This window comes from Streptomyces sp. NPDC088261, assembly GCF_044740805.1.
In the GTDB taxonomy this organism is placed as follows: Bacteria; Actinomycetota; Actinomycetes; order Streptomycetales; family Streptomycetaceae; genus Streptomyces.
On sequence record NZ_JBIURL010000001.1, the window covers coordinates 126,844 to 153,755 of the forward strand.

Genomic DNA, 26,912 nt, shown 5'->3' on the forward strand with positions numbered 1-26,912 from the left:
GCCCCATGAAGCACGAATACGAGGCGAAGTTCCTGGCCGTGGACGTCGCCGACCTCCAGAACAAGCTGAGCGCCCTCGGTGCCGTCCAGGCGTTCCCCCGCACGCTCCTCACCCGCAAGATCTTCGAGAACGACTCCCTCGACGGCGGAGCCTGGATTCGGCTGCGGAACGAGGGCGCCCGCTCGACGCTCACGCTCAAGCAGGTCACCGACGCCACGACGATCGACGGCACCAAAGAGATCGAGACCGAGGTCACCGATCTGCACGCCATGGCCGACATCCTGCGCCGGGTCGGCCTCACCGAGGTCCGGTACCAGGAGAACTACCGCGAGGAATGGCGCCTGGGCGAGGTCGCCTTCGACTTCGACACCTGGCCCGGCCTCCCCACCTTCCTGGAGATCGAAGGACCCGACGAGGCATCGGTGCGCCAGGCCGCCACCCTGCTGGACCTCGACTACTCCGAGGCCCGGTTCGGCAGCGTCGACGAGATCTACAAGAGCGAGTCCAGCCGCGACATCCTCGCCGAGCCCACGCTCCTGTTCTCCGAAGCCGAGAAGCAGAAGGGCGCTTCTCCTACGGCCCAGGACCGTTGATCACGGAGGGACACGAGCGATGCTGACGGAAGTCGCCCTACAGCACAGGGTGATCCCCGGTATCGCCGAGTTCGCCCGAGGGGGATGGTGTCGAACTCATCCACCAGCAGCGTCGGCGGCTCCTCCTCGTTGATCGAGCGGAAGATGGCCGCCGGTGTGATGTTGATGGTGAGCATCGGCTCATGGACCGTCTCGGTCAGCGCGTTCAGGAGCCGGGACTTCTCGCACTGCTTCGCAGGTCCCACCACTTAGGAATCGGGTTCTCGGTTGGAATGGACGGCTCCTCGCCTGGCAGTGTCGGGCCTGCACGCCCCTGCCGCCGGGTCGGATCTCACAGGATCGCTGGGGAGTCTTGGGGCCTTCGGCGTTGCACCACCGGAGGCTCTCCTTTTGCTCGCGGGGGTTCGGTACCGGGAGCGACCACGGACAGTACGTCCACGTCGTGCCACAGTCCAGCAGTTCTGTGTCTGCTCAGCGTAGAAGGGCCTATGGCGCATCAGGCGCTTCACGCGGCCGCCCCCAGCAGGGCCAACAGGTCTGCTGTCACCACCCGGTAGCCGTTCCCGAGCCGGAACACCTTGCACGGGTACGGGCCGCGCTTGGCTACTCCCTACGCCAGGAGCCGCCGCTCCTTCGCCCGTGGCGGGTACGCCAGCCTCAAGGCCGCCCAGGCCGACCTCGACCACGTACGCATCCTCCTCGGGCTGGCAGAATCGGACGACTCCGAGGGCACCGAGCTCATCGCCGAGATGCCGGCCGAGGTCAGCCGCGAGCGATCGCCTCTGCCCAAGGTCAAGGAGACGCGGCGGCGCCTCGACTCCGGTCAGGACCTGCTGAGCAGCCTTTGAGCGTCTCCGAATGGCTCGACCGGTGGCTGGTCGGCAAGCGCATACGCGAGTCCGGCCTCATCCGTTACGAGACCGACATCCGCGTCCACCTGAAGCCGCGCATCGGCAACCGGCGCCTGGATCGACCGCCCGTCAGCCACCTTGGCGACATGTTCACCGACATCCGCGAGACCAACGCCCAGATCCTGGAGGACAACGCCCTGCGAAGGTCCGCACTCGACAAGCTGGCGATGGTGCCGTGGAAGGGCGTCGGGAACCGGGCTCGTCGCAAGGGAATGACACCCACTCTCTCACCGTCTCCTCCCAACTCGTCCAGGACCGCTGGGAAGTGGAGTCGTCCGACCCCAAGACCGACAGCGGTTCCCGCATGGTCGCCCTCGACGACGACACAGTCGACGCCCTGAAGCACCATCGCGAACGGCAGGACAAGGCCCGCGAAGAGTGGGGCACAGCCTCAAGACCGGCCACGTCTTCACGCAGGAAGACGGCTCCTGGCTCCGCCCCGGCAAGGTGACCGACCTCTTCGAGCGCTTGGTTCGCCGCCTGCGGCAAGGCGCGGCGACCCCCATGCTCGCCGCCGGGATCGACGTCAAGATCGTCTCCGACACCCTCGGGCACAGCCACACCCGGATCACCCGGGCCATCTACCAGAGCGTCCTCCCTCACGTCGGCAAGAGCGCGGCCGAGGCCACCGCGAAGTAGGGGCCGGCCCCCTCCGCTCACGCGTCGCTCACGCAGGCACTTCCACGGCGTCTCCGTCGTGCGGCTCGGCATGCCCAGGAATAGCAAAAGCCCCAGGTCATGGCGAGATGTCCTGGGGCTTCCACAGAGCCGCCTTCGGGATTCGAACCCGAGACCTACGCATTACGAGTGCGTTGCTCTGGCCAACTGAGCTAAGGCGGCGTGCCGTCCGGACCATACTGCGGTCAGCGGCGGGGCCAAGTCTACACAGTTTCCGGGGGTGCTCCTCACCCCCTGGGTGCTGGGGTCTTTTTGCAGGTCAGGAGCACTTTGTGGCGGGTTTGGGGGGTGTGCCCTCCAGGAGGTAGGTGTTGATCGCCGTGTCGACGCAGTCGCTGCCCCTGCCGTACGCCGTGTGGCCGTCGCCGTCGTACGTGAGCAGGGTGCCCGAGGAGAGCTGGCCGGCCAGGGAGACCGCCCATTTGTACGGGGTCGCCGGGTCGCGGGTCGTGCCGACCACCACGATCGGGGCCGCGCCCTTCGCTTCGATGCGGTGGGCGGTGCCGGTGGCCTTCGTCGGCCAGTACGCGCAGTTCAGGGACGCCCACGCCAGGCCTTCGCCGAAGACCGGGGAGGCCTTTTCGAAGGACGGCAGGTCCTTGGTGACCTCGGCGGGGCCCGAGAAGGCCGGCGGGAGGTCCAGGCAGTTGACGGCGGAGTTGGCGAACATCAGATTCGCGTACGAGCCGTCGTTGTCGCGTTCGTAGTACGAGTCGGCGAGGGTGAGGAGCGCGGAGCCGTCGCCCGCCATCGCCGTCGTGAGGGCCTCACGGAGCTGCGGCCAGGCGGACTCGTCGTACATCGCCGCGATCACCCCCGTCGTCGCCAGCGACTCGGTCAAGGGGCGGCTCGCCCCCGTGGGCACCGGCTTGGCGTCCAGCGTGTCGAAGAACGCCTTCATCCGGGCCCCCACGTCCGCGACGGACTTCGTGCCGAGCGGGCAGTCCGTCTGCTTGACGCAGTCGGCCGCGAAGGACGTGAAGGCCGTCTCGAAGCCGGCCGTCTGGTCGCGGTTCAGCTCGCGGGCCGGGAGGGACGGGTCCATCGCGCCGTCGAGGACCAGCCGGCCGGTGTTCTTCGGGAACAGCTCGGCGTACGTCGCCCCGAGGAAGGTGCCGTACGACGCCCCTACGTAGGCCAGCTTCTTGTCGCCCAGCGCCGCGCGGAAGACGTCCATGTCGCGGGCCGCGTCAACGGTGGAGACGTGCGGCAGGATCGTGGCCGACCGCTTCTCGCAGCCCGCCGCGAACTTCTTGAACGCCGCCGTCAGCTCGGTCTCCTCACCCTGGTCGTCGGGGGTCTGGTCGACCTGCGTGTACGCGTCCATCTCCTGCCCCGTCAGGCACTCGACCGGCTCGCTGCCGGCCACGCCCCGCGGGTCGATGGCCACCATGTCGTACCGCGCGCGGACCGGGGCCGGGTAACCGATGCCCGCGTACGCCTGGAGGTAGCCGACGGCCGAGCCGCCCGGGCCTCCGGGGTTGACCTGGAGGGAACCGAGGCGCTTGCCGGGGCCTGTGGCCTTCTTGCGGGCCACCGCCAGGCTGATCTCCGTCCCGTCGGGCTTCGTGTAGTCCAGCGGGGCCTTCATCTTGGCGCATTCAAAGCCGGTCGCCCCACACGGACGCCAGGCGAGCTTCTGCCCGTAGAACTTCTTCAGCGCGGCCGGATCCGCCGTCGGGCCCCCTCCCGTACGCCCTCCCGTACCCGCCCCCGACGCCGAGTCGGAGCTGCAACCCGAGAGCAGGAGACCCGCCGCCACGAGGGCGGTGGCGGAGATGCGGAAGAGGCGCCTGGTGTCCATTCCGCGAGCCTAGCCGCCGTGTGACGCGTCCCGTGTTTCCACGCTCGAACGGGTGAATCGGGTGCATACGCCGGCTGTACGGCTCCCGGTCAGCCCGCCCGCAGCGACACCGCCATCGCCTCGACCGCCAGCAGCGGCGCCACATTGCGGTCCAGCGCCTGGCGGCAGGCACTGATCGACTCGATGCGGCGCAGCGTCCGCTCCGGCGTGGAGGCCCTCGCGACCCGGTCCAGCGCGTCCCGTACGTCCACGTTGGCGAGCTGGACGCGGGAACCCAGCTGGAGGGCCAGCACGTCGCGGTAGAAGCCGGTGAGCTCGGTCAGCGCCAGATCGAGGCTGTCCCGTTGCGTACGGGTCGAACGGCGCTTCTGGCGGTCGGCCAGCTCCTTCATCACGCCCGCCGTACCGCGCGGCATCCGGCCGCCGGACGGCGCGCCGAGCGCCGCCTTCATGTCCTCCGTCTCCTTGACGTCGACCTCCTCGGCGACCTGCTTGGCGTCCTCCGTCGCGGCGTCGATCAGCTCCTGGGCCGCCCGGAGGCAGCCGCCGATGTCGTCGACGCGCAGCGGCATCTTGAGGACCGTGGCGCGGCGGGCGCGCGCCCGCGGGTCGGTGGCCAGCCGGCGGGCCCGGCCGATGTGCCCCTGGGTCGCGCGCGCGGCGGCGTGCGCGGCCTCGGGGTCGATGCCGTCGCGCCGGATCAGGACGTCGGCCACCGCCTCCACGGGCGGCGTACGCAGGACGAGGTGACGGCAGCGGGAGCGGATCGTGGGCAGGACGTCCTCCAGCGAGGGGGCGCAGAGCAGCCACACGGTGCGCTGCGCCGGCTCCTCCACGGCCTTCAGCAGGACGTTGCCCGCGCCCTCGGTGAGGCGGTCGGCGTCCTCCAGGACGTTGACCTGCCAGCGGCCGCCGGCCGGCGTGAGCTGGGAGCGGCGGACCAGCTCACGGGTCTCCTTGACGCCGATGGAGAGCAGGTCGGTACGGATCACGTCCACGTCCGCGTGCGTCCCGATCAGGCTCGTATGACATCCGTCGCAGAACCCGCAGCCCGGCTCCCCGCCCAGCGCGCGGTCCGGGCTGGTGCACTGGAGGGCGGCGGCGAAGGCGCGGGCGGCGGTGGAGCGGCCGGAGCCGGGCGGTCCTGTGAAGAGCCAGGCGTGCGTCATCTTCGACGCCTCGGGGGGTGTGAGACCCGCAGCCTCGGCCGTGACACGCGCGTCCGCGTCCCGCGCGGCCGCGGCCAGCGTCGCCTGGACGCGGTCCTGCCCGACCAGGTCGTCCCATACGGTCATGTGCCGCCCTCACCTCCGTGCCGTGCCGTGCCGGTGTGTATGCCGTACGGCGCGGGGGTGCCGTACGCATGCCGTACAGCGCGGGGTGTGCCGTACGGAATCCATTGTGGGGCCGGGGTCTGACACTCCCGGCCCCACCAAGATCATCCGCGGGCCGATCCACGAGGGATCGGCCGGGCACCCCTACCGGCGCCGCCGCCGTCCGCCGTTCTCGTCGCGGTCGTCGTCGTGCGGGCCGAGCAGTTCGTCGGCCAGGGTCGGGAGGTCGTCCAAGGGGGTCTCCTCCGCCCAGTCCGAGCGGCGCCGCGGACGCTCCGCCTCCGGCGGAGCCTGCGCGTAACCGGGCACCGGCCCCTGGACACCGTCCGGGTACGGCTGCGGCAGCTCACGCGTGCGCTCGTTGGCGCCCTCGGCGACCGCCGGATCCGGTGTCTCCTCACGGAAGAAGCCGGGCGGCACCCTGTCCGCGGGAACGGCGTCCTGTACGGGCCGTACCGGCGAAAGGACGGCCGTGTCGTCGGTGGCGCGCACCTCGCGCGCGTCCCTGGCGTCCCGTCCGCCCCGGGGGTCGGTGGCACCCGGCGCGTCCCACGACTGCCGCGGATCACGCGGATCGCGCGGATCCCGGGAACCCGGCGCGTCCTGCGAACCCCCGGCATCCGCCGAGCCGTCCCGGCCCGGCGCATCCTCCGCGTCCCTCGAACGCCTCGAATCCCGCGAGTCCCGCCGGTCCTCCGCGTCCCGGGACCCCTCGGAGGATCGATCCACGTCCCCGGAGCCCTCGGAGGGCCGGTCCGCGTCCCGCCGCCCGTCCCGTACCGGCGGAATCACCGCCGTCTCGTCGGCCGCCGGATCCTGGATCCGCGGGATCACCCGCGTCTCGTCCCCCGCCGGTTCCTGGACCTGCGGAATGACCGCCGTCTCCTCGGCGTCGGAGCCCGTCGCGGGCCGCTCGTCCGCCGGCTCCTGACGCCCCTCCGGGCGCCCCTCCGGCCGCACCTCCGGAAGCTCGCGCGTCACGTCGTCGGGCGCGAACTCCGGCTTCTTGAGGAAGCGCGAGCCCGGCGCCACCGGTGTCACAACCGTGGTCTCGTGCGGCGGATACGCGGGCGGCTCCGACCGCCCGGCCTCCACAGAAGTCCGCGCGGCAGCCTCAGCCGCGGCCTCCGCCGCCTCCCGAGCCGCAGCCGCCTCCCGGGCAGCGCCCTGACGCGCCGCCTCCTCAGCGGCAGCCCGCTCCGCGACCACCCGTTCGGCGGCGGCCCGTTCAGCGACAGCCCGCTCCGCGGCGGCCCGCTCGGCAGCGGCCTTCTCCGCCGCGGCACGCTCCACAGCCGCACGCTCGGCCGCCGCCTTCTCCGCCGCGGCACGCCCCGCGGCCGCCTCTTCCTCCGCCGCCCTGGCCGAAGCCGCCGCAGCCGCAGCCGCGGACTGCTCCGCGAGCCGCCGCGCCTCCTCGGCCCTCAGCAGCGCCTCCTCCGCCTTGCGCTGCTTCTCCCGGCGCCGCTCCTCCGCCTCGGCACGGAGCCTGGCCTCGTCCTCGGCCTGCCTCCTCAGACGCGCCTGCTCCGCCTCGTGCGCCTGCTGCTCGGCCTCCCGGCGCCTGCGCTCCTCCTCGGCCTGGCGGCGCTGCTCCTCGGCGCGCTGCCTGGCCTCCTCCGCCTGCCGTTCGGCCTCGCGCTGCCGCGCCTCCTCCAGCTCGCGGCGCTTGCGATCCTCCTCCTCGGCACGGAGCTTGGCGAGCTGCGCCTGGCGCTCGCGCTCCAGCCGCTCCTCCTCCGCCTTGCGCGCCGCCTCTTCCTCGGCCCGGCGCTTGGCCTCCTCGATGGCGGCCCGCCGCGCGTCCTCCCGGGCCTTCACCTCGGCCTCGGACAGCGGCAGCATCTGGTCGAGCCGGTGCCGTACGACCGTGGTGACGGCCGCCGGCTCCTGGCCCCCGTCCACGACGAGGTACCGGGCCGGGTCCGCCGCCGCGAGCGTCAGGAAGCCGGACCGTACCCGCTGGTGGAACTCCGCGGGCTCCGACTCCAGCCGGTCCGGCGCCTCCGTGAAGCGCTCACGCGCCGTCTCCGGAGAGACGTCGAGCAGCACCGTCAGGTGCGGTACGAGACCGTCCGTCGCCCAGCGCGAGATCCGGGCGATCTCGGTCGGCGAGAGGTCGCGGCCCGCGCCCTGGTACGCCACGGACGAGTCGATGTAGCGGTCCGAGATGACGATCGCACCGCGCTCCAGGGCGGGACGGACGACCGAATCGACGTGCTCGGCGCGGTCGGCCGCGTACAGCAGCGCCTCGGCGCGGTTCGACAGTCCGGCGCTCGACACGTCCAGCAGGATCGAACGCAGCCGCTTGCCGACCGGCGTGGCGCCCGGCTCGCGCGTGACGACCACTTCGTGTCCCTTGCCGCGGATCCACTCGGCCAGCGCCTCCACCTGCGTGGACTTGCCGGCGCCGTCACCGCCCTCCACGGCGAGGAAGAAGCCGGAAGCGGCCGGGGCCTGCGCCGGGTCGGCGCCGCCCCGCACCGCGTCCCGCAGGTCCCTGCGCAGCGGCACGCCGGCGCGGTCGTCGGTCTTGGCGAGCACCACCGCCGCGACGGGCAGCAGCAGCGCGCCGACCAGCATGAGCGTGAAGGCCGCGCCGCCGTGCGCGAAGACGAAGTCCTCGTTGGCGAGGCGGTGCGGGCCGATGGCGGCGGCGAGGAGGGGCGCGATCACCACTCCGGCCGCCACGAAGAGCCGTACGACAGCGTGGAGATGCTCCGTCACGCGCGTACGGAGCGATTCCTCGGTATCCAGATCGATCAGCGTGTGTCCGGTGTTCGCCGCGACACCGGCGGCGAAGCCGGTGAACAGTGCGAGGAACAGCACGGTCGCCGTGTCCGGTACGAGCCCCATGGCGAGCAGCGCGATACCGGTGAGCGCGATCGCCAGCGGGAGCAGGCGGCGGCGGGACAGGGAGGGCAGCACCTTGGCCGCGCCCCGGATGCCGAGCCCGGTGCCCCCGGTCAGGAAGAGGACGAGCAGCGCGAACGCGACGGGGCCGCCGCCGAGGTCCTTCGCGTGCAGGACGGACACGGACACGGCCGCCGCGACAGCGCCGGCCACGGCGGAGCAGGCCAGGACGAACAGCGGCACGCCGCCCGTACGCCCCTTGCCCGCACCGGGACCGGACCCTGAACCGGAACCGCCGGATCCCTGAGCCGACACGGAGGCCGACGGCCTGCGCAGCCCTTCCAGCGGGGACCGGGGCCGGGGCGTCCGCCCGTCGGGCAGCTCGATGAAGTAGATCGTCGACACGGAGGCCGCGAAGAGCCCCGCCGCCACGTACGACCCCAGAGCCGCCTGGTGCAGCGAGAACCAGTCGATGCCCGTACCGAGCAGATTGCCGATCAGCGTGGCGACGAGCAGCACGGCCGCCGCCGCGGGCACGGCCAGGAACGCCGTACGCAACGAGAGGCGGTGCAGGGCGTCGAAGTGGTCGGGCAGCGGGCGGACCGCCGCGCCCTCCAACGGAGGCGCCGGGAGCAGGGCGGGAGCCGCGCTCTCCTTGGCGACCGTCCAGAAACGCTCGGCGACCCCGGCCACGAAGACCGTGCTGAGCAGGATCGGCAGGGCACGGTCGGGGGTCCAGTCGATCCACAGCGGGGCGATGATCAGGAGCGCGAGGCGTACGACGTCCGCGCCGATCATCGTCCAGCGACGATCGAGCGGCCCGCCCTCGCGCGGCGGCTTGCGCGGCTTGGCGCGCTTGCCGGAGGCGGCGCCCCGCCGGGGACCGCCGTCGGCCCCGACGGCCGAAGCACCGGTCGTCCCGGCGCTCTCCCCCGTACCGGAGGCAACGGAGGCACCAGGAGCACCGGAGTCCGTACCGGCGCCCGTCCTAGGACGCGTGCCGGAACCAGGAGTCACCAACGCCGTCAGCGGTCCCAGAAGCACCGCCCCGAACAGCACCGTGGCCACGACCCGCGCCCCGAACACCGCCGCGACGGCGAACGCCGCGCCTCGGTATCCCGCGCCGAACGAGCCCTCGGAGATCGCTGCTTGCAACGACAGCAGCAGAAGCACGAGAACGGCGAGCGCGTCGCCCACGCCGCCGATGAGCTGGGCGCCCCACAGCCGCCGCAGCGGTGGGAGGCGCAGCAGTGAGCGTACGGCGCGCTCTCGTGAGTCTGCGGCAAGTGCGTCGGAGTCGGAGGTGGCGCTCACGACCGTTGGCTGCTCGGCTCGCGTCATCCGCCCAGCCTATCCGCAGCCGGTGACAGTCCGTGCGGCCGGTGCGGAGCGGGTGGTCCAGGCGTGGCGATTACCGCCCGGTTGCCCTCCCGCACCCGCCCATTCGTCCGCTTTTCCGGCCGGTATCACCGACTCGGACCGGCTCCGCCGACTTTTATCCGTGCGCTGTCGCTCGTGCGCTCTTACTCATCCGACTTGCTTACTCGTCCAACTCTTACTCGTCCGACTTCGCCGACCTCGACGCCGAAGCCGTCGACTTCTTCGCCGCGGCCGCCTTGGTCGCCGCGCTCGTCTTCTTCGCCGCCGTCTTCTTGGCGGCCGTCGCCGTGGTCTTCTTCGCGACGGCCTTCTTCGCCGTCGTCGCCTTCTTGGCCGGCGCCCGCTTGGCGGGAGCCTTCTTCGCCGTCTTCTTCGCGGTCTTCTTCGCCGGCGACTTGGCGCGCTTCTCCGCGAGCAGTTCGTACCCCCGCTCCGGGGTGATCGCCTCGACGCTGTCGTCCGTCCGCAGGGTCGCGTTCGTCTCGCCGTCGGTGACGTACGGGCCAAAGCGGCCGTCCTTCACCACCACGGGGCGCTCGCTCACCGGGTCCGTCCCCAGCTCCTTGAGCGGCGGCTTGGCCGCGGCGCGGCCCCGCTGCTTCGGCTGGGCGTAGATCGCCAGCGCCTCGTCCAGCGTGATGTCGAAGAGCTGGTCCTCGGTCTCCAGGGACCGCGAGTCGGTGCCCTTCTTGAGGTACGGGCCGTACCGGCCGTTCTGCGCCGTGATCTCGACCCCCTCGGCGTCCGTCCCCACCACACGCGGCAGCGACATCAGCTTGAGAGCGTCGTCGATGGTGACCGTGTCCAAGGACATCGACTTGAAGAGGGAGGCGGTACGCGGCTTGACCGCGTTCTTGCCCGTCTTCGGCGTGTTCTCCGGGAGGATCTCGGTGACGTACGGGCCGTACCGGCCGTCCTTCGCCACGATCTGGTTCCCCGTCACCGGGTCCGCGCCCAGCTCGAAGTCGCCGCTCGGCTTGGCCAGCAGCTCCTCCGCGTACTCGACCGTCAGCTCGTCCGGTGCCATCTCCTCCGGCACGTCGGCGCGCTGGTGGCCCTCTTCGTCCTTCTCGCCGCGCTCCACGTACGGCCCGTACCGGCCGACGCGCAGCATGATGCCGTCGCCGACGGGGAACGAGGAGATCTCCCGGGCGTCGATCGCGCCGAGGTCCGTGACGAGTTCCTTGAGGCCGCCGAGGTGGTCCCCGTCGCCGTTGCCCGCGGACGAGGCGGCGCCGACGTCGTCGCCGTCCCCGCCCTCGCCGAAGTAGAAGCGCTTGAGCCACGGCACGGAGTGCGCCTCGCCCCGCGCGATGCGGTCGAGGTCGTCCTCCATGCGGGCCGTGAAGTCGTAGTCGACCAGCCGGCCGAAGTGCGTCTCCAGCAGGTTGACCACGGCGAAGGAGAGGAAGGACGGGACGAGCGCCGTGCCCTTCTTGAACACGTAGCCGCGGTCGAGAATCGTCCCGATGATCGAGGCGTACGTGGACGGGCGGCCGATCTCGCGCTCTTCCAGCTCCTTGACCAGCGACGCCTCGGTGTAGCGGGCCGGGGGCTTGGTGGAGTGCCCGTCGACCGTCAGCTCCTCGGCGGAGAGCGCGTCGCCCTCGGCGACCTGCGGCAGCCGGCGCTCGCGGTCGTCCAGCTCCGCGTTCGGGTCGTCCGCGCCTTCGACGTACGCCTTCATGAAGCCGTGGAAGGTGATCGTCTTGCCGGACGCGGAGAACTCCGCCTCGCGGCCGTCGGAGGCGGAACCGACGATCTTGACGGTGACGCTGTTGCCGACCGCGTCCTTCATCTGGGAGGCGACGGTCCGCTTCCAGATCAGCTCGTAGAGGCGGAACTGGTCGCCGGACAGACCCGTCTCGGCGGGCGTGCGGAAACGATCACCCGAAGGCCGGATCGCCTCGTGCGCCTCCTGCGCGTTCTTGACCTTGCCGGCGTACGTGCGCGGCTTGTCCGGCAGGTAGTTCGCCCCGTAGAGCTGCGTGACCTGCGCGCGGGCCGCCGAGATCGCGGTGTCGGAGAGCGTCGTGGAGTCCGTACGCATATAGGTGATGAAGCCGTTCTCGTACAGCTTCTGCGCGACCTGCATCGTGGACTTGGCCCCGAAGCCCAGCTTGCGCGAGGCCTCCTGCTGGAGCGTCGTCGTACGGAAGGGGGCGTACGGGGAGCGGCGGTACGGCTTCGACTCGACGGACCGCACCGAGAACGAGGCGTTCTCCAGCGCGGCGGCCAGGGCGCGCGCGTTCTCCTCGTCCAGGTGGAGCGTCTGGTCGGACTTGATGCGGCCGTCGGAACCGAAGTCACGGCCCTGGGCGACCCGCTTGCCGTCGACCGCGTTGAGCCGGGCGATCAGCGAGGACGGGTCGGAGGCGTCACCGGCGCGGCCGGTGGAGAACGTGCCGGTCAGGTCCCAGTACTCGGCGGAGCGGAACGCGATGCGCTCGCGCTCCCGCTCGACGACGAGGCGGGTGGCGACGGACTGCACGCGGCCGGCGGACAGGCCCCGCATGACCTTCTTCCACAGGACCGGCGAGACCTCGTAGCCGTACAGCCGGTCGAGGATCCGGCGGGTCTCCTGGGCGTCGACCATGCGCGTGTTCAGCTCGCGCGGGTTGGCGACGGCGGCCCGGATCGCGTCCTTGGTGATCTCGTGGAAGACCATCCGGTGGACGGGGACCTTGGGCTTGAGTACTTCCTGGAGGTGCCACGCGATGGCTTCGCCCTCGCGGTCCTCATCCGTGGCGAGGTAGAGCTCGTCGGACTCGGCCAGCAGGTCCTTGAGCTTTCTGACCTGCGCTCTCTTGTCGGCGTTGACGACGTAGATGGGCTCGAAGTCGTTCTCCACGTCCACACCGAGACGCCGTACCTCGCCCGTGTACTTCTCGGGCACCTCGGCGGCACCGTTCGGGAGGTCGCGGATGTGCCCGACGCTCGCCTCGACGACATAGCCGGGGCCGAGGTAGCCCTTGATCGTCTTCGCCTTGGCAGGCGACTCGACGATGACGAGTCGGCGGCCGCCGTGTGCGGCTTCGCTGGTCGGGGACAACTTCGCTCTTCTCTCCGGATCGACACTCGGTGGGCCCGTACGCCAGTACGGCAGAACGGCACGGCGGGACCGGTACGGCCCAGCGGTGACGCTGCTTCGCTGCGGAGTGTGACGGTACAACCCGCCCCCGTGTCAAACGGCAAAAGACCGCAACGGCCACTCGAACGGTAACCCGACTCCGGGCATTCCTGCCGCCCGGACCCCCGGGCCCGTCGCGTCGGACCGCTTCCCCGGTGGTTCCGGGACGGGCCGGGAGGGGGGTGGTGCGCCGGGGGTACGGATTGGGTCCCGCGCAGGTCCGGCGGGTACGGGGCCCGGTACGGAGGTGCCTGTCGATCATGGACGGGAGATTCCGGTCCCGGATCGGAAAGCGAGGCGCAGATCGGGAGTCGGATCGCGGATCGCGGATGGGATCGGCGCGCGGGGGTCGGAGGCGGAGATCAGACGCCGGGCTCGGACGCGGGACTCAGATACGGCCGAAGCACCAGACGCCGAGCGCGAGAAACGCCACGCCCGAGAGTGTCGCGAGCGTGATGGAGGCCGCCGCCCCGACCCCGTGGGCCACCGGTGCGCGGTGCAGGACCCGTACCCCGGTCCACAGCAGCAGCGCGGCGCCGAACAGCGCGAAGGCCGTCCCCGCGAAGATCGCCGGCCCGCTCTCCATGCCCGCACCCCGTTCACTCCGTCGTACCCGGCGCCCGTTCCGGAGCGCCGGCACCCAGCAGCCCGAGGCTGGCAGCCCGGGACGTCAGGAGTACGAATTTCGGGTGAACGCCGCGCGCGGGTTCACCCGGAAGCTGGTTCCAGGAAGCCCTCCTCCACCAGCAGACGGATCGACTGCGGCGTACGGTCCCGGAGCAGCACCGGGTCCTCGCCCATGACCTGCGCGATGGCGTCCAGGATCCGCCCGGCGCTCAGCGTGCCGTCGCAGACCCCCGCGAACCCCGCCCCGACCGTGTCGACCTTCGTGGCCCGCCGCATCCCGCGGTGCTGGCGCAGCACCACGTGCTCGGGGTCCTCCGCGCCCGGCAGCCCCACCTGCTCCTGGACCACCTCGGTCGCCAGCACGAAGTGGTCGGCGAGCAGCGCCGCGTCGTCGTGCGCCCGCAGGTAGTCCTGCCGCTCGAAGTGGGCCTGTACGGCGTCGCCGAGCGGCTGCTCCACCGAGTGCGGCCACTCCTCCGCGACGACGGACGGCTGCTCGGCGCCGGACTTCCTGAGCGTGATCCAGCCGAAGCCGACGGCCTTGGTGCCACGGGACTCGAACTCGTCCAGCCACGCCCCGTACCGCTCCGCGTACGCCTCCGGGTCGCTCCGGTGGTCGCCGCCGTCGCGCAGCCACAACTCCGCGTACTGCGTGATGTCCTGGACCTCCCGCTGGACGATCCACGCGTCGCAGCCGCGCGGCACCCAGGAGCGCAGCCGCTCCTGCCACTCCTCCCCCTCCACGTGCTCCCAGTTGGCGAGAAACTGCGCGTACCCGCCCTGGTTCAGCCGGTCCCCCGCCTGCGACACCAGCGTCCGGCAGAGGTCGTCGCCGGCCATTCCGCCGTCCCGGTAGGTGAGCCGGGCGCCGGGCGAGATCACGAAGGGCGGGTTCGACACGATGAGGTCGTACGTCTCGTCCGCGACCGGCTCGAAGAGGGACCCCTGGCGCAGGTCGGCCTCGGGCGCCCCGGAGAGGGCCAGGGTCAGGCGGGTGAAGGCGAGCGCGCGCGGGTTGAGGTCGGTGGCCGTCACGCGTGTGGCGTGCCGGGTCGCGTGCAGCGCCTGGATGCCGGAGCCCGTGCCGAGGTCGAGGGCGCTGTCCACGGGGGTCCGTACGGTGATTCCGGCCAAGGTCGTCGAGGCCCCGCCGACACCGAGCACGACCCCTTCGTCGTGGTCCCCCACGCCTCCGGCGCCGCCGACGGCGCAGCCCAGGTCGGAGACGATGAACCAGTCCTGTCCCTCGGGGCCGCCGTACGGCCGTACGTCGACCGTGGCGCGGATCTCGTCGCCGTCCTCGGTGATCCAGCCGCCGGCCAGCGCCTCGGGGAGGGCCAGGGCCCGCTCCGCGTGCTCCCGGGCGACGGGGCGCTGGAGCAGGAAGAGCCGTACGAGCGATTCGAGCGCGGTGTGGCCCCGGGTGGCGCGCAGGGCGGGCACGGTCTCGCTGCGGGCGAGCGCGGTGTAGGCCGGGGCGCCGAGCAGGTCGAGGAGACCGTCGGCGGTGAAGTCCGCGGCGAGAAGGACCTCACGGAGTCGGGACGAGTGGTCGGGCGAGGGAAGGCTGGTCGTACTCACCTCTCCATTGTGGCGGCTGTCACTGACAACGGCCCGCGGCCCGCCGCCCGGAAGGGGCGCGGCGGGCCGCGTGTCACGCGTCTTCCCCGTGGCGGCGAGCTCCGCGGACCGGATCACCGGTCCACGGACAGGGTTACGAGCCCGCGGCCGGCGTTACGAGTCCGCGGACGGGCTCGCGGCGTCCGAGGCGGACGGGGAGGGCTTCTGGCAGCCGGGCTGCTTCGCCATGGCGGTGCCGACCTCGCCGGACTGGAGCTTCTGGAGCGCGTCGTCACCGCTCTTGCTGAGCTTGTCGAGTTCCTCGGCGACACCGGTCAGGCCGTCGGCGAACTTCGCCTGGTCCTTGGTGTCGAGCGCGTCGACCTTCTGCTTGAGGCCCGCGTAGGCGGCCGAGGTGGCGTTGAGTTCCTTGACGGCTTCCTGCTGGGTCGTCGCACCGTCCTTGACGGGTGGGGCACCCGCGCCGTTCACGGCGGATCCCAGGGCCTTGTAGGCGTCCGAGATGGACTGGAAGGCCGCCGAGTCCGTCTTCTGGACGTCGGCCGGCTTGCTGCTGTCCGAGGTCACCTGCTGGATGGAGACGTTGGCGTCCGCGATCTTCTTCAGCTGCGGCTGCACCTGGTCGCAGACCTGCTTCGCCCAGTCGTTCACCTTGTTGTCGCTGTCGTCGCCGCTGCTACAGCCGGTCAGCGCCATGAGCAGTGCCGCACCGCCGGACAGCGCGGCCACAAGCTTCTTGTTCACCGGTTTGGTCCCTTCCAAGGCTCTCGGCCCCGGAACATACACGCCATGTGGGCTACATCCGCGCGCCGGACGTCCGGTTCATACCGCATTGGAGCCATTTGCACCAGCAGTGAGGGAGAGACACCTCACCCTCACCCCCTCTGTACGCGGGGCGTGGGGCAAGGCCCCGTCGGATCAGGGGACTTGGCGGAGCCGACGGAAGGGACGGCCGGGGTCGCCGTCCGGAAAACCCGTCCGGACCGCTTCCGGAAACCAGGAAAGGCCCTGCTCGGCAGGGCCCTTCCTGAAATGGATCAAGAACTCATGGCAGCGCTACGGCATGGGCCGTCGGCCAAGTCATCCGGATGACGCCACCGTCGTCGTCCGAGGTGACCTCGACGTCGTCGACGAGCCCGCTGATGACCGCGAGTCCCATCTCGTCCTCACCGTCGGAGTCATGGTCGTAGAGATCGCCGGCCGGCGCTCCGCCACCCGCCTCCGGGGCCTCGGTGGCGACGCTGCCCGTGCTCGGCACCTCGTCGCCGACCTCGATGGCGAAAGACTTCTCCTCCTCGATGAGGACAACCCTCACCGGGGCGGTGATGCCATGGCTGCGGTGCAGCCCGACGGCCCGGCTGCATGCCTCACCGACCGCGAGTCTGACCTCGTCCAACACAGCTTCGTCGACCCCGGCCCGGCGCGCCACGGCGGCCGCCACCAGACGGGCCGTCCTGACATGTTCGGGCTGGGCGCTGAAGCGGAGTTCAACGGTGGCCATGCGATCCCCCTCGAACGTACGAGCGTGCAGACTCACAGGACGCGGGCGCCCGGGCACACGGCCCGGAGCCCACCGTCCTTCCTCCGGAAGGTGGCGACCGACCTCAGTCGGTGGCCGCCACGGCCTCGTCGACCGTGGTGTGGATGGGGAACACCTTGGTCAGACCGGTGATCCGGAAGATCTTGAGAATGCGCTCCTGGTTGCAGACCAGGCGCAGCGAGCCTTCATGCGCACGCACCCGCTTGAGTCCGCCCACGAGCACGCCGAGACCGGTGGAGTCAAGGAAGTCCACGCCTTCCATGTCGACAACCAGGTGGTAGCTGCCGTCGTTCACCAACTCGACCAACTGCTCGCGCAGCTTGGGCGCGGTATACACATCAATCTCGCCACCGACCTCGACGACCGTACGGTCGCCACCAGGGCCGGACACATTGCGAGTCGACAGAGACAGGTCCACGGATCCTCCAGCACCTTGCTATCGAGCGGTCGCCCCTCGGGTCTCCCCGACGGAGCCAGGGGACGTATCGCCAGCCGCGATGGCATTCAATCACTTACCAGCAGCCATGCACGACGCCTTGGGACCATTGTCCGTCATGCCAGTGACACACTCGATGCCGATGGCCAGGAATCACCGCCCCCAAGGACCCGCCGAGAGCGGGGAAAGCCGCCCCTCCCCCGGTACGGTCCTCGACCGGCTCGCCGCAGGGGCGGGCCGTGCTGCGCGCATCACCCATACGGAGCACCTGCCCCCGAGGGCGGGTCGTCATGCGGTCTGGCCTGATCGCATCCGCGCGGAGGTGATCGACGCCGTCCGGCGCGCCGGGATCGATCATCCGTGGGCCCACCAGGCGGCCGCCGCCGAGCACGCCCTGGACGGCGAATCCGTCGTGATCGCCACCGGCACCGCCTCCGGCAAGTCCCTCGCCTACCTCGCTCCCGTGCTGAGCACCCTCCTGGACGGCTCCGAGGCCCCCAACGGGCGCGGCGCGACCGCCCTCTACCTGGCCCCCACGAAGGCCCTCGCCGCCGACCAGCGCCGCTCCGTCAAGGAACTCGCCGCCCCGCTCGGCACCCGCGTACGCCCCGCCGTCTACGACGGCGACACGCCCGTCGAGGAACGCGAGTGGGTCAGGCAGTACGCCAACTACGTCCTGACCAATCCGGACATGCTGCACCGGGGAATACTCCCCTCCCACCCCCGCTGGGCCTCCTTCCTGCGCTCCCTGCGCTATGTCGTGATCGACGAGTGCCACACCTACCGGGGTGTCTTCGGCTCGCACGTGGCGCAGGTGCTGCGCCGGCTGCGCCGCGTCTGCGCCCGCTACGGCGCGGACCCCGTCTTCCTCCTGGCCTCCGCCACCGCGGCGCAGCCCGCCCTGGCCGCCGGCCGGCTCACCGGCCTGCCCGTCCACGAGGTCGCCGACGACGCCTCACCGCGGGGCGAGCTGGTCTTCGCCCTCTGGGAACCCCCGCTCACCGACCTCCACGGCGAGAAGGGCGCCCCGGTCCGCCGTACCGCCACCGCCGAGACGGCCGAGCTCCTCACCGATCTCACCCTCCAGGGCGTCCGTACGGTCGCGTTCGTACGCTCCCGGCGCGGCGCCGAGCTCATCTCCGTCATCGCCCAGGAGCGGCTGGCCCAAGTCGACCGCTCCCTGGTCCGCCGGGTCGCCGCCTACCGGGGCGGCTACCTGCCCGAGGAGCGCCGCGCCCTGGAGAAGGCCCTGCACTCCGGCGAACTGCTCGGCCTCGCGGCCACCACCGCCCTGGAACTCGGCATCGACGTGTCCGGCCTGGAGGCCGTCCTGATCGCCGGCTACCCGGGCACCCGCGCCTCGCTGTGGCAGCAGGCGGGGCGCGCGGGCCGGGCCGGGCAGGGCGCGCTGGCCGTCCTGGTCGCGCGGGACGACCCGCTGGACACGTTCCTCGTCCACCACCCCGAGGCCCTGTTCCAGCAGCCCGTAGAGTCGACCGTCCTCGACCCGGACAACCCGTACGTCCTCGCCCCCCACCTGTGCGCGGCCGCCGCGGAGCTGCCCCTCACCGAGGCCGACCTGCCCCTCTTCGGCCCGGCCGCCGCCGGGCTGCTGCCCCAGCTGGAGTCCGCGGGGCTGCTGCGGAAGCGTGCGTCCGGCTGGTACTGGACCCGCAGGCAGCGCGCCGCCGATCTCGCCGACATCCGGGGCGAGGGGGGCCGGCCCGTCCAGATCGTCGAGGCGGCCACCGGCCGGCTGCTCGGCACGGTCGACGAGCCCGCCTCTCACGCCGCCGTCCACGAAGGCGCGGTCCATCTCCACCAGGGCCGCACCTACCTGGTGAGACAGCTCGATCTGGAGGACTCGGTCGCCCTGGTCGAGGAGGCCAGCCCGCCGTACTCCACGACCGCCCGCGACACCACCGCCATCTCCGTCCTGGAGACCGACACCGAGATCCCCTGGGGCGCGGGGCGCCTCTGCTACGGCTCCGTCGAGGTCACCAACCAGGTCGTCTCCTTCCTTCGCCGCAGGCTCATCACGGGCGAGGTGCTCGGCGAGAGCAAGCTCGACCTCCCGCCCCGCACCCTGCGCACCCGGGCCGTCTGGTGGACGGTCACCGAGGACCAGCTGGACGCCGCCCGGGTCAACCCGGAACAGCTGGCCGGCGCCCTGCACGCCGCCGAGCACGCCTCGATCGGGATGCTGCCGCTCTTCGCGACGTGCGACCGCTGGGACATCGGCGGGGTGTCCGTACCGCTCCACCCGGACACGCTGCTGCCGACGGTCTTCGTGTACGACGGCCACCCCGGCGGCGCGGGCTTCGCCGAGCGGGCGTTCCACACGGCCCGCGCCTGGCTCTCGGCCACCCGCGAGGCGATCTCGTCCTGCGAGTGCGAGGCGGGCTGCCCCTCCTGCGTCCAGTCCCCGAAGTGCGGCAACGGCAACGAGCCCCTGCACAAACGCGGCGCGGTCCGCCTCCTCACCGAACTGCTCAAGGCCGCACCGGCGGACTCCGAGGCCGTGCCCACCCCCGGGACACGGACACAGCCCCCGACCCCGGATCGGCCGACACCTGCCCCGCAGCCGGAGCCGACCCGAGTCCCGGAGCCCGCCCTCGCCCCCGCGCCGACGCCGACGCCGACGTCAGAGGCATCTCAGGCAATGGGGTCGGCGGCGACGCCCACGGTGACCGTGCCGCCCGCGCGCTCCGAAGCTGAGCCCCGCCCCGGCCCCCATCCCAGCTCCGAACCCGAGCCCCGGCCGGAACCTGAGCCTCGGCCCGCGCCCGGGCCCGAGCCGGGACCGGCGCCGGTAGCGGTGGCCCCGCCCGGGCCCTGACCACCGGGCCGTACGGGCCGAAGCGCGCCCGTACGCTCACGTCCGCGACCTCCCCCGGAGCCGGGACCGGCGCCACCAGTGGTGGCCCCGCCCGGGCCCTGACCACCGGGCCGTACGGGCCGAACCGCGCCCGTACGCTCACGTCCGCGACCTCCCCCGTCAGCGCGCACCGCACCAGCTCCGCCCCCTGGGCCTCGGCCACCTCCGCCGCCCGGTCGCAGGCGGCCGCCCGGCCCTGGAGCGCCCGCCCGGCCGCGCCGAGGGCGGCGAGGTCGGCGGCGCCTCCGGCCCGGTGACGGGCGGCGACCGCCTGGCCGAGGGCGAGGACCACGGCGAACACCGCGCACATCGCCGTCGCCGCCATCGCCGCCCAGACCGTCGCGGACCCCCGGTCCCCGCTCATGACGCCACCCCCACGGCCCCAGGGCCTCCCAGGCCGCCTCCAGCTCCGTCCTGGGCGTCCTCAGCCGGAGCCACCGCCTCCGCACCGAGCGTCAGGGCCAGCGCACCCGGCCCCGGGGTGGGTGCTTCCACCCGCACCCGCCACAGGTCCCCCGACCGCGCCATCGTGATCCGCGCGCCCTCCGGAGCGGCCGAACGGGCCACCGCCAACGCCTCGGCCTCGGGCTCCGACCGGGCAGCCGCCCGCGCCCCGGCCCGCGCCGCGTCGACGCACCGGATCTGCGCGGAGGCCGCCGTCAGGGCCCAGACCAGCGCCAGGGTGAACGCCACCAGCGCGGGGACGGCCATAGCCGCCTCCACCGTCACGGACCCCCGGTCACCCGTCATGAACCGTCCTCGGCCGGTCATGAACCGCCCGGGACCCGTCCCGAATCGCCTGCCGCCCGTCGCGACTGCCCCACACTCCGTCGCGGAGGGGTCGCAGGCCATAACAACCACCCCGGAGCCCGTCGCCGATCGCCGACGCCGCTTCCTGCCTGGCCCGCGCCCCGCCACGGACAGCCCGCAGCCGGTGGCAACAGCCTCACGGCCCATCGCGGCCGCCCCGGAGCCCGTCACGGATCGCCGACCACCCTTCCTGGACGCCCCGCGCCACGCCACGGACGACCCGCAACCGGTGGCAGCCGCCTCCTCGCCCATCGCGGACGGCCCGAAGCCCGTCACGGATCGCCGACCACCCTTCCTGGACGCCCCGCGCCACGCCGCGAATGACCCGCAACCGGTGGCAACTGCCTCGTGGCCCGCCACGTACAACCCGCAGCCGCTGGTAGCCGCCTCGCGGCCCATCGCAGCCGCCCCGAAGCCCGTCCCGAAACGCCGACCGCCCTTCCTGGACGCCCCACGCCCCGCCACGAACAAACCGCATCCGGTGGCCGTCTCATGGCCCACTACGGACAAGCGGCAGCCGGTGGCAGCCGCCTCGCGGCCCGCCACGGACGTGCCGGGGCCGGTGCCAGCCGTCTCGCGGCCCGCCGTGGACGGCCCGAGGCCCAGCCCGGATCGGCGGGAGCGCACCCTCGGTCGCCGACGATCCCCCATCGGGCGCCGGCCCTCAGAACTGCGCACCGAGCGCCTCCCCGATCACCGACCGCAGCGCGTCGGCCACCTGACCTCCCGTGACCACCTTGTAGAGCACCGCCGCCAGCGCGGCGGCGGCCAGCGTCACCATGGCGAACTCCGTCGTCGCCATCCCCAGGTCCGTCCGCGTGCCGCCCAGTCGCAGCCGCAGCCACCGCACACCCGCCCGCACCCGCATACCGAACTCCCGCATGCCTACCTCCCGTAATCCGTGAAACGAACATGAATTCGAAGAATGAAAAGCTCCCGCCGCAGTCGACGGCGACGGCGGTTCACCCGCCACGCAGCAGTCCGCCCGCCAGCCCGATGACCACCGGCGCCACCCCCACCGCCAGAAACGCGGGCAGGAAGCACAGCCCCACCGGCGCGGTGATCAGCACCTGTGCCCGCTGGGCCCGGACCACCGCCGTACGCGCCCGTTCCGCTCGGAGGCCCTCGGCCAGCCGCGCCACCGGCTCGGCCGCGGGCGCCCCGCTGACGCCGGCCCGCTCCAGGCACCTGGCCAGCCCCGCCGCGCCCGGTATCGCGCCGAACCTCCCCCACACCGCGGCCGGTTCACCGCCGAGCCGAAGCTCCGCGGCGGCCCGGGCCAACCGATCCCCGACCGGTCCGCCCAGCGACTCGCCGACCGCCTCGGCCGCCTCACGCGGACCCGCCCCGGCGGCGACACAGGCCGCCAGCAGATCCGCGGCGAGGGGAAGTTGACGCGCCGCCTCGGCCTCGACCGCGACGGTGGCGGCGTCCTCGGGGGCCCGGCTCCGCAGCCACCGCCGCACCCCGTACGCCCCCGCGCACCCCACGATCCAGCCGGTCACGCCTCCGACGAGCACCCAGCCGGTTAACACGGTGGCGAACACCGGGCCCCACCGCCGCGCCCAGGCCCTCACATCCGGCCATGCCCGATGCCGCCGCGCGTGCTCCACGGCCAGGACCAACGCGAGCCGCTTGCGCACCCGCCGCTCGTACCGGACCGCCAGCACCGTGAAGAACAGGCACCCGACAGCAGCCAGCACCCAGCCCACCACCCACACCCGGTGGGCCAACTCCCCGCTCATGTCCCCACCCCCCTCCGCACGATCCGGCCGGCCCACCACAGACCGGCCCCCTCCAGCAGCCCGCCGACCGCCAGACAACCCAGCCCCGCGGGGGTGTGCAGCAGCACACGCAGCGGATCCGCGCCGAGCGCCGAGCCCATCGCCAGACCCAGCACGGGAAGGAGGGCGAGCACCACGACCGTCGACCACGCGCCGGCCAACTGGGCCCGCAGGCCCTCCCGCTGCTCCCTCTCGGCCCGCAGAGCGGCTTCCAGCCGGTCGAGACCGGCGGCCAGACCCGCCCCGCCGTCCACAGCCACCCGCCAACAGGCCGCGAGCCCCGCCAGGCCCTCGCGTCCGGGCTCACGCGCCGCCTGCCGCAACGCCTCGGGCACCTCCCCGCCGAACCGCGCGGCCGCCACCACCAGGGCCTCGGCCTCCCCGAGGCCCCCGGTCGCCACCGCGGCCGCCAACAGGGCCTGGATCGGCTGCGCACCGGACCTCAGCTCCCCCGCCGCCGCCCCGCACAGCGCCACCACACCGCCGGCCCGCCGCTCAGCGGCCCTGGCCCGCTCCCGGGCCCGTAACCGCCGCCGCACGAGGGGCACGGCGACCGCGCCCCCGATCAGCGGCAGCACGGAGTCCCCCAGCACGGCGAGCACCCCCGCCACCGGCAGACAGAGCCACTCCCCCCGCAACCGCCGCACGCGCAGGACCACCCCCACCCGCCACCGCCGCCACGCCGCCCAGCCGTCCGCACCACGGCCGCCGTCCACGCCCTCGCCGTCCACGAACAGCACCGTGGCCCGTCGCGCCGCCGCGTCGCGGTCGACCGTCAGCCAGGCCGCCGCCCCCGCGCAGACCATCGCCGCGCACGCCGCCGCCGACATCGACACCGTCGTCACAGCGCACCCCCGATCAGCATCAACAGCCGTGGCCAGCCCCGGTCGTACGCGAACGCCTCCGCGCCCCACCGCAACGCGGGCACCGGCACCACGAGCCCCGCGCTGTCCCGCTCCAGCACGTCCACCTCCGCGAGCCGACGCCGCCCGTCGCGGTCCCGCACCAGATGGATCACCACCGACAGCGCGGCCGCCAACTGGCTGTGCAACGCCGCCCGGTCCAGCCCCGCCGCCGTCCCGAGCGCCTCCAGCCGCGCGGGCACATCGGCCGCCGTATTGGCGTGCACCGTCCCGCAGCCGCCCTCATGGCCCGTGTTGAGAGCGGCCAGGAGATCCGTCACCTCCCGCCCGCGCACCTCGCCGACGACCAGCCGGTCGGGCCGCATCCGCAGCGCCTGGCGGACCAGGTCCTCCAGCGTCACCAGGCCCGCGCCCTCCTGATTCGCCGGCCGGGACTCCAGCCGCACCACGTGGGGGTGGTCCGGCCGCAGCTCCGCCGAGTCCTCGGCCAGGACGATCCGCTCCCGCTGCCCGACCAGGCCGAGCAACGTCGAGAGAAGCGTCGTCTTGCCCGTGCCCGTACCCCCGCTGATCAGGAAGGACTGCCGCGCCTGGACCAGCGCGCGCAGCACCCGGTCGCCGCCCGGCGGCACCGTCCCCGCCGCGATCAGCTCACCCAGCGAGAACGCCTTGGGCCGCACCACCCGCAGCGAGAGATACGGCGAACCGACCGCCACCGGTGGCAGCACCGCGTGCATCCGCGTGCCGTCGGGCAGCCGGGCGTCCACCCAGGGCCGCGCGTCGTCCAGCCGCCGTCCGGCCACCGCCGCCAGCCGCTGCGCGAGCCTCCGCACGGAAGCGGCGTCGGCGAACACCACACCGGTCAGTTCCAGCCCGCCGCCCCGGTCCACCCACACCCGGTCGGGCGCAGAGACCAGGACATCCGTCACGGAGGGGTCCGCGAGCAGGGGCTCCAGCGGTCCCGTGCCCACCAGCTCGCACCTCAACTCCTCGGCCGCGCCGAGCACTTCCGCGTCCCCGAGCAGCCGCCCCTGGGCCCGCAGCGCGGCCGCCACCCGCGCCGGGGTCGGTTCGGCCCCGCTCTCCGCCAACCGCTGCCGCACGGCGTCCAGCAGGCCGGCCGCCGGCGCCCCGCCGTACGGGACCTCGTCCCGCGCACGGCCGGTCACGGGCTCACGCTCCCCTCGCCGGCCAGCGCCCGCTCCCAGAAGGCGGTGCAGAACGCGGCGAGCGGACCACGGGCACTGGATCCCGGCGGCGCCCCGCCGTCCTGCGCCTGGGCCAGGCCCGGCTCCCAGGGCAGCTCGCCCACCAGCGGCAGCCGGAGCGCGCCCGCGATCCACCGCTCGTCCAGACCCGTCGCGTACGGGCCTCGGACCACGGCCCGCAAGTCCTGGAGGACCATGCCGACCATGGAGGCCACCCGCCCGGCCGCCGCCACGGCCCGCAGCTCGGCGGGCACCACCAGCAACCCGAGATCCACCTGGGCCAGGGCCTCCGCCATCGCCTCGTCGATCCGGCGCGGGAGATCCACCACCACGACGCCGCCGCGCCTGCGGGCCGCCGCGAGCACGGACCGCATGGCCTCCGGCTGAACCACCACCGCGTCACCGCGATCCCAGCTCAGCACCCGTAACTCGTGCAGCCGGGGCAGCGACTCCTCCAGCGCGCCCCCGGCGACCCGGCCCTTCGAGGCCGCGAAGTCCGGCCACCGCCGGCCTTCGGTCTGCTCGCCGCCGAGCAGCACGTCGAGCCCGCCGCCCAGCGGATCACCGTCGATGAGCATCGTGCGCCGCCCGGCCCTGGCCGCGGTGACGGCCAGCGCGCAGGCCAGGGTCGAGGCCCCCGCACCCCCGCGCCCGCCGATCACGCCGACCGTCAGCGCCTGCCGGCCCACGCCCTCCGCGGCGTCCGCGATCCGGTCGACCAGCCAGCCTTCCGCGTCGGGAAGCCGCAGGACACAGTCGGCGCCGATCTCCACCGCCCGGCGCCACACGTCCGGATCGTCCTGGTCACGCCCCACCAGCATCACCCCCCTCCTGCGGGTGGCGCCCCGGCAGCGCGCCGCCGCGTCGTCCCCGACGAGGACCATCGGCGCGTCCTCCCAGCACCCCTTCTCCTCCGGCACCCCGTGGTGCACCTGCGGCTCCGCGCCCGCCGCCGCGCACAGCCGCAGCAGGTCGTCGAGCAGCTCCGCGTCCTCGGTCACGATCAGCGGTCCCGCCCGCCGCCCTCCGGCGACCCGCGACCGATCGGATGTCATGGATCCCGCCACGATCTCCGCCCCCTTCGTCTCTGCCTCGATCCGGGATCTGCGAGCGCTTCTCAGCGGTCTCGCAGGCATCCGGGATCGGTGATTCCGGCTTCCGCGAACTTCGCGGTCGGAATCACCGTGCAGCGGAACAGGAAATCGTGTGGATCTTGCTCGAAAACTGTGGACAACTCACAGGTTGTGAATATCCCGCTCGCTCATACCGGTGACTTCCGGACCGCAGCGCGTCGGCTACGCAGAGTGAGGGGTATGAATGGAAAGACACCGCCGCACACGCACCGCAGACCGGGATCGAACGAGGTCAGGAGAGGGGGGACAACGGGATTCGAGAGACGAAAACGCGTCCGGACATGCGACGACCCCCGCCGGGGGGGAGAGCGGGGGTCGTCCCCACAGCCAGACTCGGGGGGGAGGAGTCGGGCCGGGTTAGCACGGTCGCGAACGATCCGTGACTTCCATGGTGTACCCGAGGGCCTTCTCAGGCAAACCCACGCGCCGGACCTTACGCCGAATGGTGGGCGCATATGCTCACCCTCGTGGAAATCCGCTCCTTGCCGCGCACAGCTGCCTTCTTTGACCTGGACAAGACGGTCATTGCGAAGTCATCGACGTTGACCTTCAGCAAGCCCTTCTACCAAGGCGGTCTGATCAACCGCCGGGCGGTACTACGGACCGCTTACGCGCAGTTCGTCTTCCTCGCCGGAGGCGCCGATCACGACCAGATGGAGCGGATGCGGGAGTACCTCTCCGCGCTCTGCAAAGGCTGGAACGTCTCACAGGTCAAGGAGATCGTCGCAGAGACCCTGCACGATCTCATCGACCCGATCATCTACGACGAAGCGGCGTCCCTCATCGAGGACCACCACACCGCCGGCCGGGACGTGGTGATCGTCTCCACCTCGGGCGCGGAGGTGGTAGAGCCGATCGGCGAACTCCTCGGCGCCGACCGGGTGGTGGCGACCCGGATGGCCGTCGGCCCCGACGGCTGCTTCACCGGCGAGGTGGAGTACTACGCGTACGGACCGACCAAGGCCGAGGCGGTCAAGGCGCTCGCCGAGTCGGAGGGCTACGACCTCTCGCGTTGCTACGCGTACAGCGACTCCATCACGGACGTCCCGATGCTGTCGTCCGTCGGCCATCCGTACGCAGTCAACCCGGACCGCGCGCTGCGAAGGGAGGCGATCGCGCGCGACTGGCCGATCCTGGTCTTCAGCAGGCCTGTTCGGCTGAAGAGGCGGCTGCCCGCCCTGTCGATGCCGGCGCGCCCGGCGTTGGTGGCCGCGGCGGCCGTGGGAGCGGCGGCGGCCACGGCGGGGCTCGTCTGGTACGCGAGCCGCCGCCGGACGACGGCGCCCGTGTAACCGCCATGACCGCTGCGACCGCTTTCCCCCGTTAGACGACCGTTCCCTTTGTGACCAGCACCCGTTGCTGACCACCA

The 26,912-nt window shown here is 72.6% G+C and carries 18 protein-coding genes, 1 tRNA gene and 2 pseudogenes; 4 read left to right on the forward strand and 17 right to left on the reverse strand.

What is annotated here, in order from left to right; all coding sequences use genetic code 11:
• Positions 1 to 5: 5 nt before the first annotated feature.
• On the forward strand, positions 6 to 593 hold the full coding sequence (locus tag ACIODU_RS00595) for a class IV adenylate cyclase (RefSeq protein WP_401762257.1): 588 nt from the start codon (positions 6 to 8) through the stop codon (positions 591 to 593).
• 620 nt (positions 594 to 1,213) lie between these two features.
• Positions 1,214 to 2,140, forward strand: a pseudogene (locus ACIODU_RS00600) (tyrosine-type recombinase/integrase); the annotation flags it as partial.
• Between the two features lie 130 nt (positions 2,141 to 2,270).
• Here ACIODU_RS00600 and ACIODU_RS00605 read toward each other — a convergent pair.
• From ACIODU_RS00605 to ACIODU_RS00650, 10 genes are all read right to left on the reverse strand, one after another.
• Positions 2,271 to 2,344 (reverse strand) — tRNA-Thr (locus tag ACIODU_RS00605).
• Positions 2,345 to 2,441: 97 nt separating this feature from the next.
• Entirely contained in the window at positions 2,442 to 3,986 is a 1,545-nt protein-coding gene (locus tag ACIODU_RS00610; protein WP_401762259.1) for an alpha/beta hydrolase, read from the reverse strand.
• Between the two features lie 89 nt (positions 3,987 to 4,075).
• Positions 4,076 to 5,281, reverse strand: coding sequence for a DNA polymerase III subunit delta' (locus ACIODU_RS00615; RefSeq protein WP_401762261.1), 1,206 nt, complete (start codon positions 5,279 to 5,281; stop codon positions 4,076 to 4,078).
• A gap of 183 nt (positions 5,282 to 5,464) precedes the next feature.
• The gene (gene tmk / locus ACIODU_RS00620; protein WP_401762264.1) at positions 5,465 to 9,514 is read right to left on the reverse strand and encodes a dTMP kinase; all 4,050 of its coding nucleotides are present in this window, start codon (positions 9,512 to 9,514) and stop codon (positions 5,465 to 5,467) included.
• Positions 9,515 to 9,728: 214 nt separating this feature from the next.
• Positions 9,729 to 12,605, reverse strand: a complete 2,877-nt coding sequence (gene topA, locus ACIODU_RS00625) for a type I DNA topoisomerase (protein ID WP_401762267.1) — start codon at positions 12,603 to 12,605, stop codon at positions 9,729 to 9,731.
• Between the two features lie 466 nt (positions 12,606 to 13,071).
• Positions 13,072 to 13,269 (reverse strand): hypothetical protein, encoded by a 198-nt coding sequence (locus ACIODU_RS00630; RefSeq protein WP_161307459.1) that lies wholly within the window; start codon positions 13,267 to 13,269, stop codon positions 13,072 to 13,074.
• Positions 13,270 to 13,391: 122 nt separating this feature from the next.
• A complete protein-coding gene (locus ACIODU_RS00635) occupies positions 13,392 to 14,891 on the reverse strand; it encodes a methyltransferase (protein WP_401762270.1) in 1,500 nt (499 codons plus the stop codon).
• A gap of 153 nt (positions 14,892 to 15,044) precedes the next feature.
• The gene (locus ACIODU_RS00640; protein WP_356420664.1) at positions 15,045 to 15,635 is read right to left on the reverse strand and encodes a small secreted protein; all 591 of its coding nucleotides are present in this window, start codon (positions 15,633 to 15,635) and stop codon (positions 15,045 to 15,047) included.
• A gap of 301 nt (positions 15,636 to 15,936) precedes the next feature.
• Positions 15,937 to 16,392, reverse strand: a complete 456-nt coding sequence (locus ACIODU_RS00645) for an ATP-binding protein (protein WP_401762273.1) — start codon at positions 16,390 to 16,392, stop codon at positions 15,937 to 15,939.
• A gap of 103 nt (positions 16,393 to 16,495) precedes the next feature.
• The gene (locus tag ACIODU_RS00650; RefSeq protein WP_003967428.1) at positions 16,496 to 16,849 is read right to left on the reverse strand and encodes an STAS domain-containing protein; all 354 of its coding nucleotides are present in this window, start codon (positions 16,847 to 16,849) and stop codon (positions 16,496 to 16,498) included.
• 79 nt (positions 16,850 to 16,928) lie between these two features.
• Between ACIODU_RS00650 and ACIODU_RS00655 the strand changes: the two genes are divergently transcribed.
• Complete coding sequence (locus tag ACIODU_RS00655) at positions 16,929 to 19,706, forward strand: DEAD/DEAH box helicase (protein WP_401762276.1); 2,778 nt, start codon at positions 16,929 to 16,931, stop codon at positions 19,704 to 19,706.
• A 142-nt stretch (positions 19,707 to 19,848) separates the two neighbouring features.
• Here the strand turns inward: ACIODU_RS00655 and ACIODU_RS00660 are convergent.
• From ACIODU_RS00660 to ssd, 7 genes and pseudogenes are all read right to left on the reverse strand, one after another.
• Positions 19,849 to 20,109: pseudogene (locus tag ACIODU_RS00660) on the reverse strand (Rv3654c family TadE-like protein); the annotation flags it as partial.
• Positions 20,106 to 20,495 (reverse strand): TadE family type IV pilus minor pilin, encoded by a 390-nt coding sequence (locus ACIODU_RS00665; protein WP_401762279.1) that lies wholly within the window; start codon positions 20,493 to 20,495, stop codon positions 20,106 to 20,108. The gene ACIODU_RS00665 and the pseudogene ACIODU_RS00660, both read right to left, overlap by 4 nt.
• 724 nt (positions 20,496 to 21,219) lie before the next feature.
• Positions 21,220 to 21,438, reverse strand: a complete 219-nt coding sequence (locus tag ACIODU_RS00670; protein ID WP_356420676.1) for a DUF4244 domain-containing protein — start codon at positions 21,436 to 21,438, stop codon at positions 21,220 to 21,222.
• A 79-nt stretch (positions 21,439 to 21,517) separates the two neighbouring features.
• Positions 21,518 to 22,300, reverse strand: coding sequence for a type II secretion system F family protein (locus ACIODU_RS00675; RefSeq protein WP_401762283.1), 783 nt, complete (start codon positions 22,298 to 22,300; stop codon positions 21,518 to 21,520).
• A complete protein-coding gene (locus tag ACIODU_RS00680; protein ID WP_401763481.1) occupies positions 22,297 to 23,169 on the reverse strand; it encodes a type II secretion system F family protein in 873 nt (290 codons plus the stop codon). Before ACIODU_RS00680 ends, ACIODU_RS00675 begins: the two co-directional genes overlap by 4 nt.
• Before the next feature lie 11 nt (positions 23,170 to 23,180).
• Positions 23,181 to 24,371 (reverse strand): TadA family conjugal transfer-associated ATPase, encoded by a 1,191-nt coding sequence (locus ACIODU_RS00685; RefSeq protein ID WP_401762286.1) that lies wholly within the window; start codon positions 24,369 to 24,371, stop codon positions 23,181 to 23,183.
• Positions 24,368 to 25,465: a septum site-determining protein Ssd gene (ssd, locus tag ACIODU_RS00690; protein ID WP_401762289.1), complete on the reverse strand. Its 1,098-nt coding sequence runs from the start codon at positions 25,463 to 25,465 to the stop codon at positions 24,368 to 24,370. Before ssd ends, ACIODU_RS00685 begins: the two co-directional genes overlap by 4 nt.
• 533 nt (positions 25,466 to 25,998) lie before the next feature.
• Here ssd and ACIODU_RS00695 point away from each other — a divergent pair.
• Positions 25,999 to 26,835: an HAD-IB family hydrolase gene (locus tag ACIODU_RS00695; RefSeq protein WP_356420867.1), complete on the forward strand. Its 837-nt coding sequence runs from the start codon at positions 25,999 to 26,001 to the stop codon at positions 26,833 to 26,835.
• Positions 26,836 to 26,912: the final 77 nt, after the last annotated feature.